Origin of the sequence: Microbacterium sp. Bi121 (assembly GCF_918698005.1) — a bacterium.
In the GTDB taxonomy this organism is placed as follows: Bacteria; Actinomycetota; Actinomycetes; order Actinomycetales; family Microbacteriaceae; genus Microbacterium.
Genome location: NZ_CAKKLJ010000003.1, coordinates 323227 through 335992 on the forward strand (window position 1 = coordinate 323227; position 12766 = coordinate 335992).

Sequence of the window (12766 nt, forward strand, 5' to 3'; positions counted from 1 at the left end):
GGTAAGATCGAGTTCACAACCACGGGAGTCCGGGCATGCCGGGCTGAGAGGAAGCGATCCGCGCTTCGACCGTCGAACCTGATCCGGATCATGCCGGCGCAGGGAGGAGCTCAGATGAGTACGTCTACACGCACGCCCCGGACCGCACAGACGGTCACCCCGAATCGTTGGCGCTGGCGCGTCGTCGACATCGTCGTCGCCGCCGTCCTGGGTGTCGCGATCGGTCTGCTCTTCTGGGGCTGGAACGTCGTCGGCGGTGCCTGGTTCGGGGCCGCGGATGCCCTCACCCCCGGACTCGGCGGCATCGCGGTCGGCATCTGGCTGATCGGCGGCGTCGTCGGTGGCCTCGTCATCCGCAAGCCCGGCGCCGCGTTCGTCGTCGAGGTCGTCGCCGCCATCGTCTCGATGCTCATCGGCAACGTCTGGGGCGTCTCCACCGTGCTCTCCGGCATGGTGCAGGGTCTCGGCGCCGAGCTGATCTTCGCGCTGTTCTTCTACCGCCGCTTCGGCATCGTGGTCGCCGCCCTCGCCGGCGCCGGTGCCGGTGTCGCCGCGTGGATCTTCGAGCTGTTCTACGGCAGCTCCCCGAACATCCTGAAGTCGCTCGAGTTCAACACGATCTACCTCGTCAGCGTCGCCGTCTCAGGCATCGTGCTCGCCGGAATCGTGGGCTGGCTGCTCGTGCGAGCCCTCGCCGCCACCGGAGCGCTGAGCCGCTTCGCCGCAGGCCGAGAGCTCGCTCGCGAGATCTGAGGCGTCCATTGCCTGTTGAGAACGGGGCGCCCCCGGCTCGCGTGCAGGCGGCGGGCTGGGGCTGGCGCTACGCGGGGCGCAAGCGCCCGGCGGTCAGCGACGTCAGCTTCACGATCGAGCCCGGCGAGCGGGTGCTGCTGCTCGGCGCATCAGGCGCCGGCAAGTCGACCCTGCTCGCCGGGCTCGCCGGCGTCCTCGGCGACGCCGACGAGGGGGAGCGCACCGGCACGCTGACGATCGATGGGTCAGCCCCGGAGTCGCGGCGTGGTCAGACCGGGCTCGTGATGCAGGATCCGGATGCCGGGATCGTGCTGTCCAAGGTGGGCGATGATGTCGCCTTCGGATGCGAGAACCTCGGCGTTCCGGCATCCGAGATCCCGTCGCGGGTGGCTGAGGCGCTGGATGCCGTCGGACTCGAGGTGCCGCTGCAGCGCCCGACCAAGGCATTGTCCGGCGGGCAGAAGCAGCGTCTCGTGCTGGCCGGCGTCCTCGCGATGCGGCCCGGGCTGCTGCTGCTCGACGAGCCGACCGCGAACCTCGACCCTGAGGGCGTCGCCGAGGTACGCGCGAGCGTCGAACGCGTCATCGAGGCCGCGGGCTCCACCCTCATCGTCGTCGAGCACCGCACACCGGTCTGGGTCGATCTGATGACCAGGGTGATCGTGCTCGGCGCCGACGGCGGGCTGCTCGCCGACGGGGCGTCCTCGCAGGTCTTCGCCGCGCACGGCCAGGCGCTGGCGGATGCCGGGGTCTGGGTGCCGGGGCTCGAGGTCGACCTGCCGCAGCTGGCGGCTGTCCTTCCGGATGCGGCGCCGGTTCTCTCGGCATCCGGGCTCGCCATCGCCCGAGACCCGCGGACCGCTGCCTCGAACATCCCAGTGCAGGCAGGACTCGAGGTTCAGGTGCCGCGCGGTCACGCGACCGTCATCACGGGGCCGAACGGCGTGGGAAAGTCCACGCTCGCGCTCACCCTCGCCGGTCTCATCCCCGAGCAGGCCGGCACAGTTGAAGCGGCGGAGCCGCTCGCGGGGAAGCGCGGGCGGCGGCCGTTCCGGTGGACCTCCCGCGAACTGCTCACCCGCATCGGCACGGTCTTCCAGGAGCCCGAGCACCAGTTCCTGAAGCAGACCCTGCGCGACGAGCTCGCCGTCGGACCTGCGGCGCTCGGGTGGACGGCATCCCGCACCGCGGCCGTCGTCGACGACCTGCTCGAGCGGCTGCACCTCGCCCCTCTCGCTCTGGCCAACCCGTTCACGCTGTCCGGTGGACAGAAGCGACGGCTGTCGGTTGCGACGGTGCTCGCGGCATCCCCCGAGGTGATCGTCCTCGACGAGCCGACGTTCGGACAGGATCGCCGCGGCTGGATCGAGCTGGTCGCACTGCTGCAGGAGCAGATCGCCGCCGGGACCTCGGTCGTCGCCGTGACGCACGACGACGGTGTGATCCGGCACCTGGGCGGCCACCGGATCGAGCTCGTGCCGCAGGAGGTGCGCGCATGACCTCTGTCATTGCAGCGCCACCGCGCGCCTGGCTCGACGGCGTGAACCCCGTCACGAAGCTCCTCCTCGCGCTGCTGCTGTCGGTGCCGCTGTTCGCCTCGATCGACGTCGTCAGCGGCCTCGTCGCCATCGGTCTGCAGCTGCTCTGCCTGCCGCTGACCGGTCTGCGGCTGTCGACGGTCCTTCGGCGCATCCTCCCCATCGTCGTGTTCGCGCCGATCGCAGGGCTCAGCATGCTGCTGTACGCCGAACCCGCCGGACACGTCTACTGGAGCTTCGGCTTCGCGACGATCAGCGACGACTCGATCTCGCTCGCGGTCGCGGTGAGCCTGCGCGTCGTCGCGCTCGGACTGCCGACGATCCTCCTGTTCGGAAACACGGATCCGACCGAGCTCGCCGACGGGCTCGCACAGGTCGCGAAGCTCCCCAGCCGGTTCGTGCTCGGCATCCTGGCAGGCACCCGCATGCTCGGGCTGTTCCTCGACGACTGGCGCACGATGAGCCTGGCGCGGCGAGCCCGTGGAGTGGGCGACAGCGGAGCGATCCGGCGCTTCTTCTCGATGGCGTTCGTGCTGCTCGTCTTCGCCGTGCGTCGCGGAACGCGGCTCGCCCTGGCGATGGAGGCCCGCGGGTTCGGCTCCGGCATCCCGCGGACCTGGTCGAGGCCGTCGCGGCTGCACAGCCGGGATGCCGCCGCGGTGCTCGGGGCCGTGCTGATCATGTCCCTGTCGCTCGCCGCCGCAGTGCTGGCCGGCACGTTCCGCTTCGTCTGGAGCTGAGAAACCACTTTCCGCTCGAGACACCACGTCACCGGTGGTGTCTCGAGCGGAAAGTGGTTTCTCGGGGTGGGGATGCCGCGTCAGCGCGCGTCGAGGTCAGCCACGAAGCGACGAGGAGCTGTCACGCGGTAGGACGCGTCGATGAGCTCGGCGATCTCCTGCCAGTCCGTGTCATCGTCCAGGTCGATGCCGAGCCATCCGGATGGCCCGAGGTAGGCGGGCACCCAGAATCGCGGGTCCTGTCGCAGCGCCGGATCGTCCTCGGCGTCGGGGCGCACCATGATCCCGGCGTCATGCGCGACCCAGTCCCCGTCGATCCGCACCGAGCCGCCGAAGTAGCAGAAGACCTTCTGCGTGAAGAACGCCGGGCGCCCGTGGCTGACCTTCTCCGCAGCCTCGGGAAAAGTCAGGGCGATCGCCCGCACCCTGGCCAGCAGCGGGTCGTCGGGGGAGAACATCAGCGGATGTGCCATGTCAGCTCGCGTTCCAGAGGTCGCGGTAGTACGCGAGGCGGTCGCGATCAGGGGTGACTCCGTACGCCTCGATGAGCGCGTCCTCCCAGCCGGGCCCGTAGTTCCACTCCGTACTCATGGATGCGACGGCGATGTCGGCCCAGCGGTCGGCCGTGCCCATCAGCGCGAGGTCGACATGGGCGAGCCAGCGCCCGTCCTCGGCGACCAGGGTGTTCGGGCAGCAGGCGTCGCCGTGGCTGACGACGAGGCGGTCGATCGGCGGCGCGTCGCGCAGGGCGTCAGGCACGCGGATGCCGCGACCCTCGGCGTTCGCGATGCGCCCTGGCACGCTCCACTCCCACGGGCATTCCGCGACGGGAAGCGCATCGTGCATCGCGCGGAGCCCTTCGCCGACCGCCCGCACCGCAGCCGCGGGCTCGGCGACCCAGCGCGGGTCGACAGCGCTTCGCCCGTCGATGGCCGCCGTGATCAGCCACTCGTGCGTGGCATCCTCGCCGTGGTCGAGAACGCGCGGCACGCGAATCCAGCGCCCAGCCCACCGCATCCGCTCCACTTCATCGCGCAGCGAGAACTCGAGGTTTCGCGGGCCCCACTTGATGTAGAAGGGATCGGTCGCGTTCGTCGAGCCGGTCGCGCCGGTCGCGCGGAACGTGACGCCACCGTAGTCGTTGAGCCACACGGGCGTGAGATCTGCGCCGCGCGCGAGCTCGCACACCTGGTCCGGGACGGCCATCTCGTCCGCCGGAATCGTCACAGTTCCGACCTCGTCGACCGCATGACTCCGGAGAAACTGCTCAAAACCTCGTCGACGATGCCGTAACCACGCGGATCTGCCGAAAAGATCCGGAGTTGTGCGGGCGCGGTGATGCTCACAGCAGCTCGCGCAGCGCCTCGACGAGCACGACGGCGTGGTTGTGCTCCTCATCGTGTGCGGCGTACACGAGGGTGACGACCTCGTGCCCCCGCAGTTCGTCGGCCAGCTCCTCCAGCGCGGACGCCGACTCGCCGTCCAGTTCGGCACGATAGCGGTCGGCATACGCGCCCCAATCCCCATCGGATGCCGCGTGCCACTCCTTCCGGAGTCCCGGGGTGGGAGCGGCATCCTTCGCCCACAGATCGATCGCGGCACGCGCCTTCGAGACCCCGCGCGGCCACAGCCGATCGACCAGCACGCGGAACCCGTCCGAGGATTCGGCGGTGTCGTAGGCTCGCTTGCGACGCAGTTCCATGGCTCCAGCCAACACCTCTCCGCCACCGCACGCCAGAGTTGGTACTGAGAACCGCGTATGCTGAGACTGAGTTGCAGATTCGTTCGAAGGAGAACCATGCAGATCCAGGGATCCGGCGCACTGATCACCGGAGGCGCCTCCGGCCTCGGCCTCGCGACCGCTCGCGTGCTCGCCGCTGCCGGCGCACATGTCACGCTTCTCGACCTGCCGTCCTCTGCGGGAGCCGAAATGGCCGCAGAACTCGGTGGCACGTTCGCCGCCGGCGACGTCACGAGTCCCGAGGATGCCGCATCCGCGGTCGCGGCGGCCAACGAGAACGCGCCGCTGCGCATCGTCGTCAACTGCGCCGGCATCGCCCCGCCGGCGAAGGTCCTCGACCGGGAAGGCAACCCGGCCGTTCTCGCCGACTTCGAGCGCGTCGTCCGCATCAATCTCGTCGGCACCTTCAACGTGACCTCCCAGGCCTCTGCCGTCATCGCGAAGAACGACGCCACGGACAGCGGCGACCGCGGGGTCATCGTGAACACGGCATCCGTCGCGGCGTTCGACGGCCAGATCGGGCAGCCGGCCTACTCCGCGTCGAAGGGCGGCGTGCACGCCATGACGCTGCCGATCGCGCGCGAACTCGCCCGCTACGGCATCCGCGTCTGCACGATCGCCCCCGGAATCATGGAGACGCCGATGCTCGCGGGGCTCCCGGAGGCGGCGCAAGCGTCGCTCGGGCAGCAGGTGCCGTACCCCGCCCGCCTCGGCACGCCCGCCGAGTACGCCGCGCTCGCCCTGCACATCGTCACCAACGGCTACCTGAACGGCGAGACGATCCGCCTCGACGGCGCCATCCGCATGGCGCCCAAGTGACCCGACCCCAACCGAGGAGCAGCCAATGACCACTCTCGCCGGAAAGACCATCCTGATGTCGGGCGGCAGCCGCGGCATCGGCCTCGCCATCGCGCTGCGAGCCGCGCGCGACGGCGCGAACATCGCGATGCTCGCGAAGACCGACACCCCGCATCCCAAGCTCGAGGGAACGGTTCACACGGCTGCGGAGCAGATCCGGGATGCCGGCGGCAAGGCGCTGCCGATCGTGGGCGACGTGCGCGACGACGACGACATCACCGAAGCGGTCATGAAGACGCAGGGCGAGTTCGGCGGCATCGACATCGTCATCAACAACGCCAGCGTCATCGATCTCTCGCGCTCACTCGACCTCAACGCGAAGAAGTACGACCTGATGCAGGACGTCAACGTCCGCGGCACGTTCATGCTTTCCCGCGCCGCCGTACCGGTGCTGCGCGGTTCGGCCAACCCGCACATCCTGTCGCTCTCGCCGCCGTTGAACCCGACCCCGAAGTGGCTCGGCGCGCACACCGGCTACTCGCTCGCGAAGTTCGGCATGACCATGGTCACGCTCGGCCTCGCCGCCGAGTTCGCGAGCGACGGCATCGCGGCGAACACCCTGTGGCCGCGCACCACCATCGCGACGGCCGCAGTGCAGAACCTGCTCGGCGGGGATCAGGTCATGGCCGCCAGCCGCACCGCCGACATCTACGCGGATGCCGCGTACTCCGTGCTCACGAAGCCCGCTGCGTCGTACACCGGCCAGAGTCTGATCGTGGAGGACGTGCTCGAGGCCGACGGTGTCACGGACTTCTCCGGCTACGCCGCCGTGCCCGGCACCCCCGACGCCGCTCTGTTCCCCGACATCTTCCTCGACTGAGCAGGGTTCCCGGGCCGGATCCCAGACGATTCGGCGGCCGCACGGCGCGCCGCGCGGCCGACGCGCCGCTCGCGCGGCTGATCGTCTGGGGTCTGGGACGGTTCGTCTGGGGTTTTCCCCGTGCGGACTGCGGGCACCTCAGAACAGCAGGTACACGGCGCCGATGACCGTGAGGCCGATGACGATGCGGTCGAAGACCTGCTGCTTCATCCGCCGTGCCAGCCACAGCCCGACGAAGGCGCCGAGGATCACGAGCGGCACGAGGGCGGCATCCGTCAGCAGCACCTGTGTGTCGAAAAGGCCGATCCCGGCGAGGAACGGAAGCTTGAACAGGTTCACGATCGCGAAGAACCACGCCGAGGTCCCGAGGAACACCTGCACGGGCGTCCGCATCGCGAGGAAGTACATCGACATCACCGGCCCTGCCGCATTCGCGACCATGGTCGTGAAGCCGGCGAGTGCTCCATACGAGGATGCCGCGACGACGCCGTGCGCCGGCGGCGCGGCATCCGCTCTGCCCTGCCGTGATCGACGCCAGAGCGTCACCGCGATCATCGCGAGCAGGATGACGCCGATCGCGCGCCGCACGATGTCGTCGTTCCCGATCGCGAGGAATGCGAAGCCCGCCAGCAGCCCGATCACGACCGCAGGCGCGAGCCGCAGCAGCGTCGGCCAGTTCGCGTGCCGCCGATAGGCGATCAGCGCGAATGCGTCGCCGACGATCAGCAGGAGCAGTAGTGCCGCCGTGGACGTGCGCGCCGGCAGCGCGGTTGCGAACAGCGCGACGGGCAGGATGCCGCCACCGGGGATCGCCGTCTTCGCCAGCCCGACGGCGACCGCAGCGACGCCGAGGAGCGCCCATGCCCAGAAGGGAAGGTCGAGCACGCTCAACCGCGAACGGCGGAGAGTGCGGCGGCGAAGCGTGCGGCGCGCTGAGTGATGTCGTCCCAGTCGTGAGCTGCGATCGAGGCGGAGTTCGCGAGGTCGCCCCCGGCGCCGACGGCCACGGAGCCCGCCGCGAACCAGTCCGCGAGGTTGTCCGGCTTCACACCGCCGGTCGGCATGAGCGGGGCATCGGGGAACGGCCCGCGCAACGCGCCGAGGTACGAGGGTCCGCCCAGGGATGCCGGGAAGATCTTCACCACGTCCACGCCGAGCGCCAGCGCGCCCATGACCTCGGTGGGGGTCATGGCTCCGGTCATGACGACGCGGTCGGTCTCGAGCATTGCACGCGTGAGGTCGGGCAGGGTGCCAGGGCTCACGAGGAACTCCGCACCGGCGTCCGCGGCTGCGCGCGCCTGGTCGGCTGTGGTGACGGTGCCGGCGCCGATGTAGGCGGCATCCCCGTGGCGGGCGATGAGCTCGCGGATGACCGAGGGAGCATCGGGTGTCGAGTACGTGACCTCGATGCCCGTGATGCCGCCGCGGATGATCGCCTCCGCGGTCTCGAGAGCGAGTTCGGGGGAGGGGGCGCGCAGCACGGCGAGAACGCCGGAGGTGCGGGCGCGAGCGAGACGGTCGGTCATGGGGCTCCTTCGTCGGGGACGCTCCCATTCTCGCGGATCGCAACCTGTAATGACAAGCGAGGTCGTTCTGCCGCCCCAGGCTCTTCCCACCCGTCAGCCCGTACCCTGGAGGGTATGACCGAGAAATCTCCCATCCGCCAGACGGGACCCGCGAAAGCGCAGGTTCGCCCGCGCACCGAGGGGTGGACCCAGAAGAAGGATGAGAGCGGTCGCCCGCTGTTGCAGTTCGCCAGCCCCAAGCGCGGCAAGCCGCCGGTGCACCTGGCCGATCTGACGCCGGCGGAACGCATCGACAAGGTCAAGGAACTGGGGCTTCCCGGATTCCGCGCGAAGCAGTTGGCAACGCACTACTTCACGCATTACACCTCCGACCCCGCCGAGATGACCGACCTCCCTGCCGCGCAGCGCGACGAGCTCGTGGCCGGCATGCTGCCGCCGCTGCTCACCGAGGTGCGACGCCTGGAGACGGACCGCGGCGACACGATCAAGTTCCTGTGGCGCCTGCACGACGGTGCCCTGGTCGAGTCGGTGCTCATGCGCTACCCCGGACGCATCACGCTGTGCGTGTCGAGCCAGGCCGGCTGCGGCATGAACTGTCCCTTCTGCGCCACCGGCCAGGCGGGACTCACCCGCAACATGTCGACCGCCGAGATCATCGAGCAGATCGTGCGCGCCAACCGTCTGATCGCCGAGGGCGGGCTCGGCGGAAAGAAGGCCGACGACCACAGCATGGAGCGCGTCAGCAACATCGTCTTCATGGGCATGGGAGAGCCGCTCGCGAACTACAAGCGGGTCATGGATGCCGTGCGTATCATGGTCGCGCCGCAGCCGGACGGGCTCGGCATGAGCGCCCGTGGCATCACGGTCTCGACCGTCGGACTGGTGCCGGCCATCCGCAAGCTCGCTGACGAGAACATCCCGGTCACGTTCGCCCTGTCGCTGCACGCGCCGGACGACCACCTGCGCGACGAGCTCATCCCGGTGAACTCGCGCTGGAAGGTCGACGAGGCACTGGATGCCGCGCGCGAGTACTACGAGAAGACGGGTCGCCGCGTCTCGATCGAGTACGCGCTCATCAAGGACATGAACGACCACGCCTGGCGCGCCGATCTGCTCGCAGAGAAGCTCAACCAGCGCGGCCGCGGCTGGGTGCACGTGAACCCGATCCCGCTGAACCCGACGCCCGGGTCCGTGTGGACGTCGTCGGAGAAGGACGTCACGGACGAGTTCGTCCGCCGGCTCAACGATGCCGGCATCCCGACGACCCTCCGCGACACCCGCGGCAAGGAGATCGACGGGGCCTGCGGCCAGCTCGTCGCGACGACCGAGGACGAAGCGGCAGCCGAAGCCCTGGCCTGAGTCGGAGCGCGGCCTCGCCCCGCGCGCCCCGATGGAAGAACGTTTTCGCGGCTTCGCCTGACATCCGAGCGCGGAAATCCATCTCGCATCGCGGGCTGGTCGTGTGTGGGTGGGAAGCCTCCTCTCAGCGTGCGAGCAGAGGTCGTCCGGCTGTCCCACAGGCGACCTTTCCTACCCTGGAGGGATGTCCTATTCCGCACATCGCCCTGGTCGCATGGGCTCCGACGGCAAGATCTCCGTCGACGCCGACGCTCAGAACGGCACGGTCGACGACGAGATCGACTTCCTGCGCGACTACGAGCCGACGGGCAGCGAGCCGGCTCCTGCCGATGACGAGCCGTCGCCCGCCGCGCCGTCGACCGCCGCTCCGGAGGACGATGAGCTCGACGATCTGCGGCGTGCGCAGGGCGTCTTCGGGCCTTCCAAGATGAAGCTCCGGAAGGCCGAGAAGGCTCCGCGCAAGAAGCGCGAGCGGATGCCGCGGCAGAAGACGGCGCGGACGCCAGGCTCCCGCCTGCGCACGCTCGCGATCCTCGGCGGCGCGGAGGGAGAGATCCTCGACCGCGTCCCCGGTGAGACTCCGCGGTTCGTGCAGATGTTCTTCGTGCTCGCCGGCACCGCCCTCGTCTCGGCGATCTCCATGTTCTTCGCCCTCACCACGGGTGTGCAGGCGGCCATCTGGATCGCCGTGCCGCTCGCGGTCGTCTGGGCGGCGATCATCTTCAATCTCGACCGCTTCCTCACCTCGACCATGACGTCGACGCGCAGCGTGTGGAAGCTCCTCGGACTCGCCCTGCCCCGCGTCGCGATGGCCGTCTTGATCGGATTCCTCGTCGCCGAGCCGCTCGTGCTGCAGGTCTTCCACAACGACATCAACCGTGAGGTCGCAGCGACCAACATCGTCCAGGCGCAGTCCGATCAGGATGCCCTGGAGAGCGGGCCGGAGCGCAAGGCACTGGATGCCGCGACCGAGCGCGTCGCGACCCTCGAGAACCAGGCGGCGACCGGCATCGTCGCCGACACGGACTCCGGGTCTGCCACCACCTCAGCCGCGCAGGCGACGATCGACGACATCACGGCCAAGATGGCGGAGCAGCAGAAGGTCATAGATCAAGCCCGTGCTCTGTACCAGTGCGAGCTCACCGGTGAGGGCGCCGGGGAGGTCCCCGGGTGCACCGGAGTCAACGGTGAGGGCTCGAGCTCCGACGCCGCGAAGGCGCAGCTCGCTCAGGCGCAGCAGACCTATGACGGTCTCGCGGGCCAGCTGCGCACCGCGAACGACGATCTGGCGACGGCCGAGGGGGCGGCGAAGGAGAACACCGCATCGTCCGAGGCTGCGAACCGTCAGCAGGCGAACGACCAGCTGCCGGCGGCACGCGACTCCTACCAGCAGGCGCTCGCCGCCTACAACGCGCGCGCGGACTCCGTCGCGCAGGGCAACGCCGGAGCGGTCGGCCTGCTCAGTCAGATCAGCGGCCTGAACCGTCTCGCCGAGAAGGAGCCGACCATCTGGTGGGCCCACTGGCTGATCGCTGCGCTGTTCTTCATGATCGAGCTGCTGCCCGTCATCGTGAAGGTGCTCACCAGCTACGGCGACCCGTCGCTGTACGAGAAGGCGCACGCGATCCGCAAGCAGGTGGATCTCGATCGGGTCACCGCTGAGGGATTCCGTGACAGAGCGTCGATCGTGACGACGGCGGATGCCGCGGCATCCGACACCGCACTCGAAGACGACCTCTCGGCCAACGGCACTCCAACGCAGCCGATCACGCGCGCCGACCTGCGCGAATCCGTTTCGGTCTAGCGGCCGGCGACCGGCGATCTCCCAGCGATCGCTCCTACGATCGCCGCATGACCACTCGGACCCGCACTGCCGTAGCAGCGTCGATCGTCGGCGTGCTCGCCGTGACGCTGTACGCGACGTGGGCCGCCGTGCACATCCTGGTCATCAACCCGCTCGCGGCGGTTCCTGGCACTGGCCTCGTCGAGATCTACGCGACCATGTCGGATGCCGGTCAGATGTTCAGCATCGGGTGGGTGTTCGCAATCCTGGGGCTCGGCGTCGTACTCGCCGTGGCCGTGGCGTGGGTCTGCATCGCTTCGAAATCTCCACCCGTCGTGGCGATATCGGCTCAACTCGGCCTGCTCGTCTCCGGGGCTCCGGCGTACTTCATCGCCTCGTTCGGACCGGGAATGTCGCTAGCGGACACGTACCTGATCTCCGGCGGGAGCCATTCGCCGTGGCACCTTCCGCTCTATGCGATCAGCGCTCTCGCAGCCGTCGCAGTCATCGCCATCGCGATCGTGGTGCCGATGCGCCTGCGATCCGCGCCCGCGGTCGTCTGAAGGCCCTAGCGTAGATGCATGGTCAACTATCGCTACCTCGGAAACAGCGGCCTCAAGGTCTCGGAGATCACCTACGGCAACTGGGTGACCCACGCTTCTCAAGTCGAAGACGACGCCGCGGTGAAGACCGTGCACGCCGCGCTCGACGCCGGAATCACCACGTTCGACACGGCTGACACTTACGCCAACACGGCGGCCGAGGTCATCCTCGGCAAGGCGCTCGAAGGGCAGCGGCGCGAGGGTCTCGAGATCTTCACGAAGGTCTACTTCCCGACCGGACCGAAGGGACCGAACGACACCGGCCTGTCGCGCAAGCACATCCTCGAGTCGATCAATGGTTCGCTGAAGCGTCTCGGCACCGACTACGTCGACCTGTACCAGGCGCACCGGTTCGACTACGAGACGCCGCTGGAGGAGACGTTCCAGGCGTTCGCCGACGTCGTCCGTCAGGGCAAGGCGCTCTACATCGGCGTCAGCGAGTGGACCGCGGAACAGCTGCGCGAAGGCCACGCCCTCGCCAAGCAGCTGGGCGTGCAGCTCATCTCGAACCAGCCGCAGTACTCGATGCTGCACCGCGTCATCGAGGGCAAGGTCGTGCCGGCATCCGAAGAGCTCGGCATCTCGCAGATCGTCTGGTCGCCGATGGCGCAGGGCGTCCTCAGCGGCAAGTACCTGCCCGGGCAGCCGGTGCCAGAGGGCTCGCGCGCGACCGACCCGCACAGCGGCGCGGACTTCATCAAGCGCCTCCTGCAGGACGACATCCTCACGGCCGTGCAGCGGCTGAAGCCGATCGCCGAGCAGGCCGGCCTCACGATGCCGCAGCTCGCGATCGCGTGGGTGCTGCAGAACAAGAACGTCGCGGCTGCGCTGGTCGGAGCATCCCGTCCCGAGCAGCTCGCCGACACGATCAAGGCATCCGGCGTGACCCTCGACGCGGACACCATGGCTGCGATCGACGAGGCGCTCGGCGACACGGTCAACAGCGACGCCGAGGACACCTACTCGGTCTCGCCGAAGTCGCGCCTGGTCTGATGCTCCGCCCTCGGCCCTGCCGAGCCCCCGTCTTATCGTCGACACCCCGTCGT

At 69.1% G+C, this 12766-nt stretch carries 14 protein-coding genes and 1 riboswitch; of the genes, 9 read left to right on the forward strand and 5 right to left on the reverse strand.

Going from position 1 to position 12766, the window contains the following annotated elements; genetic code table 11:
• Positions 1–11 precede the first annotated feature (11 nt).
• A riboswitch (TPP riboswitch) is annotated at positions 12–122 on the forward strand.
• From LQZ87_RS06540 to LQZ87_RS06550, 3 genes are all read left to right on the forward strand, one after another.
• Entirely contained in the window at positions 115–753 is a 639-nt protein-coding gene (locus LQZ87_RS06540) for an ECF transporter S component (RefSeq protein ID WP_230102660.1), read from the forward strand. It overlaps the preceding riboswitch by 8 nt.
• Before the next feature lie 8 nt (positions 754–761).
• On the forward strand, positions 762–2252 hold the full coding sequence (locus LQZ87_RS06545; RefSeq protein WP_230102661.1) for an ABC transporter ATP-binding protein: 1491 nt from the start codon (positions 762–764) through the stop codon (positions 2250–2252).
• Positions 2249–3031, forward strand: coding sequence for an energy-coupling factor transporter transmembrane component T (locus LQZ87_RS06550; RefSeq protein ID WP_230102662.1), 783 nt, complete (start codon positions 2249–2251; stop codon positions 3029–3031). The genes LQZ87_RS06545 and LQZ87_RS06550 overlap by 4 nt, the downstream gene beginning before the upstream one ends.
• A gap of 80 nt (positions 3032–3111) precedes the next feature.
• Here LQZ87_RS06550 and LQZ87_RS06555 read toward each other — a convergent pair whose 3' ends face one another.
• From LQZ87_RS06555 to LQZ87_RS06565, 3 genes are all read right to left on the reverse strand, one after another.
• Positions 3112–3504 (reverse strand): MmcQ/YjbR family DNA-binding protein, encoded by a 393-nt coding sequence (locus LQZ87_RS06555; RefSeq protein WP_230102663.1) that lies wholly within the window; start codon positions 3502–3504, stop codon positions 3112–3114.
• 1 nt (position 3505) lies between these two features.
• Positions 3506–4258, reverse strand: a complete 753-nt coding sequence (locus LQZ87_RS06560; protein ID WP_230102664.1) for an aminoglycoside 3'-phosphotransferase — start codon at positions 4256–4258, stop codon at positions 3506–3508.
• 115 nt (positions 4259–4373) lie between these two features.
• On the reverse strand, positions 4374–4733 hold the full coding sequence (locus LQZ87_RS06565; RefSeq protein ID WP_230102665.1) for a DUF488 family protein: 360 nt from the start codon (positions 4731–4733) through the stop codon (positions 4374–4376).
• Between the two features lie 96 nt (positions 4734–4829).
• On the opposite strand from LQZ87_RS06565, the gene LQZ87_RS06570 reads away from it, so the two are divergent.
• Both LQZ87_RS06570 and LQZ87_RS06575 read left to right on the forward strand, forming a co-directional pair.
• Positions 4830–5591: an SDR family NAD(P)-dependent oxidoreductase gene (locus LQZ87_RS06570; protein WP_230102666.1), complete on the forward strand. Its 762-nt coding sequence runs from the start codon at positions 4830–4832 to the stop codon at positions 5589–5591.
• A 25-nt stretch (positions 5592–5616) separates the two neighbouring features.
• Entirely contained in the window at positions 5617–6450 is an 834-nt protein-coding gene (locus LQZ87_RS06575) for an NAD(P)-dependent oxidoreductase (RefSeq protein ID WP_230102667.1), read from the forward strand.
• 138 nt (positions 6451–6588) lie between these two features.
• Here the strand turns inward: LQZ87_RS06575 and LQZ87_RS06580 are convergent, their stop codons facing one another.
• Together LQZ87_RS06580 and LQZ87_RS06585 are read right to left on the reverse strand one after the other, a co-directional pair.
• On the reverse strand, positions 6589–7335 hold the full coding sequence (locus LQZ87_RS06580) for a sulfite exporter TauE/SafE family protein (protein WP_230102668.1): 747 nt from the start codon (positions 7333–7335) through the stop codon (positions 6589–6591).
• 2 nt (positions 7336–7337) lie between these two features.
• Positions 7338–7976 carry a bifunctional 4-hydroxy-2-oxoglutarate aldolase/2-dehydro-3-deoxy-phosphogluconate aldolase gene (locus LQZ87_RS06585; RefSeq protein WP_230102669.1) on the reverse strand — a complete coding sequence of 213 codons (639 nt, stop codon included), beginning with the start codon at positions 7974–7976 and terminating at the stop codon, positions 7338–7340.
• 114 nt (positions 7977–8090) lie between these two features.
• Between LQZ87_RS06585 and rlmN the strand changes: the two genes are divergently transcribed.
• The 4 genes from rlmN (at position 8091) to LQZ87_RS06605 (ending at position 12713) form a co-directional block, all read left to right on the forward strand.
• The gene (gene rlmN, locus LQZ87_RS06590; protein ID WP_230102670.1) at positions 8091–9335 is read left to right on the forward strand and encodes a 23S rRNA (adenine(2503)-C(2))-methyltransferase RlmN; all 1245 of its coding nucleotides are present in this window, start codon (positions 8091–8093) and stop codon (positions 9333–9335) included.
• Between the two features lie 184 nt (positions 9336–9519).
• Positions 9520–11139, forward strand: coding sequence for a DUF4407 domain-containing protein (locus LQZ87_RS06595; RefSeq protein WP_230102671.1), 1620 nt, complete (start codon positions 9520–9522; stop codon positions 11137–11139).
• A gap of 47 nt (positions 11140–11186) precedes the next feature.
• A complete protein-coding gene (locus LQZ87_RS06600; RefSeq protein ID WP_230102672.1) occupies positions 11187–11681 on the forward strand; it encodes a hypothetical protein in 495 nt (164 codons plus the stop codon).
• A gap of 18 nt (positions 11682–11699) precedes the next feature.
• The gene (locus LQZ87_RS06605) at positions 11700–12713 is read left to right on the forward strand and encodes an aldo/keto reductase family protein (RefSeq protein ID WP_230102673.1); all 1014 of its coding nucleotides are present in this window, start codon (positions 11700–11702) and stop codon (positions 12711–12713) included.
• Positions 12714–12766 lie beyond the last annotated feature (53 nt).

What these genes read in the sequence shown, in the direction of transcription:
- LQZ87_RS06585 (WP_230102669.1), bottom strand. Translation starts at nt 7,976, where the DNA reads ATGACCGACCGTCTCGCTCGCGCCCGCACCTCCGGCGTTCTCGCCGTG.
- LQZ87_RS06605 (WP_230102673.1), top strand. Translation starts at nt 11,700, where the DNA reads ATGGTCAACTATCGCTACCTCGGAAACAGCGGCCTCAAGGTCTCGGAG.
- LQZ87_RS06550 (WP_230102662.1), top strand. Translation starts at nt 2,249, where the DNA reads ATGACCTCTGTCATTGCAGCGCCACCGCGCGCCTGGCTCGACGGCGTG.
- LQZ87_RS06595 (WP_230102671.1), top strand. Translation starts at nt 9,520, where the DNA reads ATGTCCTATTCCGCACATCGCCCTGGTCGCATGGGCTCCGACGGCAAG.
- LQZ87_RS06565 (WP_230102665.1), bottom strand. Translation starts at nt 4,733, where the DNA reads ATGGAACTGCGTCGCAAGCGAGCCTACGACACCGCCGAATCCTCGGAC.
- LQZ87_RS06600 (WP_230102672.1), top strand. Translation starts at nt 11,187, where the DNA reads ATGACCACTCGGACCCGCACTGCCGTAGCAGCGTCGATCGTCGGCGTG.
- rlmN (WP_230102670.1), top strand. Translation starts at nt 8,091, where the DNA reads ATGACCGAGAAATCTCCCATCCGCCAGACGGGACCCGCGAAAGCGCAG.
- LQZ87_RS06570 (WP_230102666.1), top strand. Translation starts at nt 4,830, where the DNA reads ATGCAGATCCAGGGATCCGGCGCACTGATCACCGGAGGCGCCTCCGGC.
- LQZ87_RS06575 (WP_230102667.1), top strand. Translation starts at nt 5,617, where the DNA reads ATGACCACTCTCGCCGGAAAGACCATCCTGATGTCGGGCGGCAGCCGC.
- LQZ87_RS06555 (WP_230102663.1), bottom strand. Translation starts at nt 3,504, where the DNA reads ATGGCACATCCGCTGATGTTCTCCCCCGACGACCCGCTGCTGGCCAGG.
- LQZ87_RS06540 (WP_230102660.1), top strand. Translation starts at nt 115, where the DNA reads ATGAGTACGTCTACACGCACGCCCCGGACCGCACAGACGGTCACCCCG.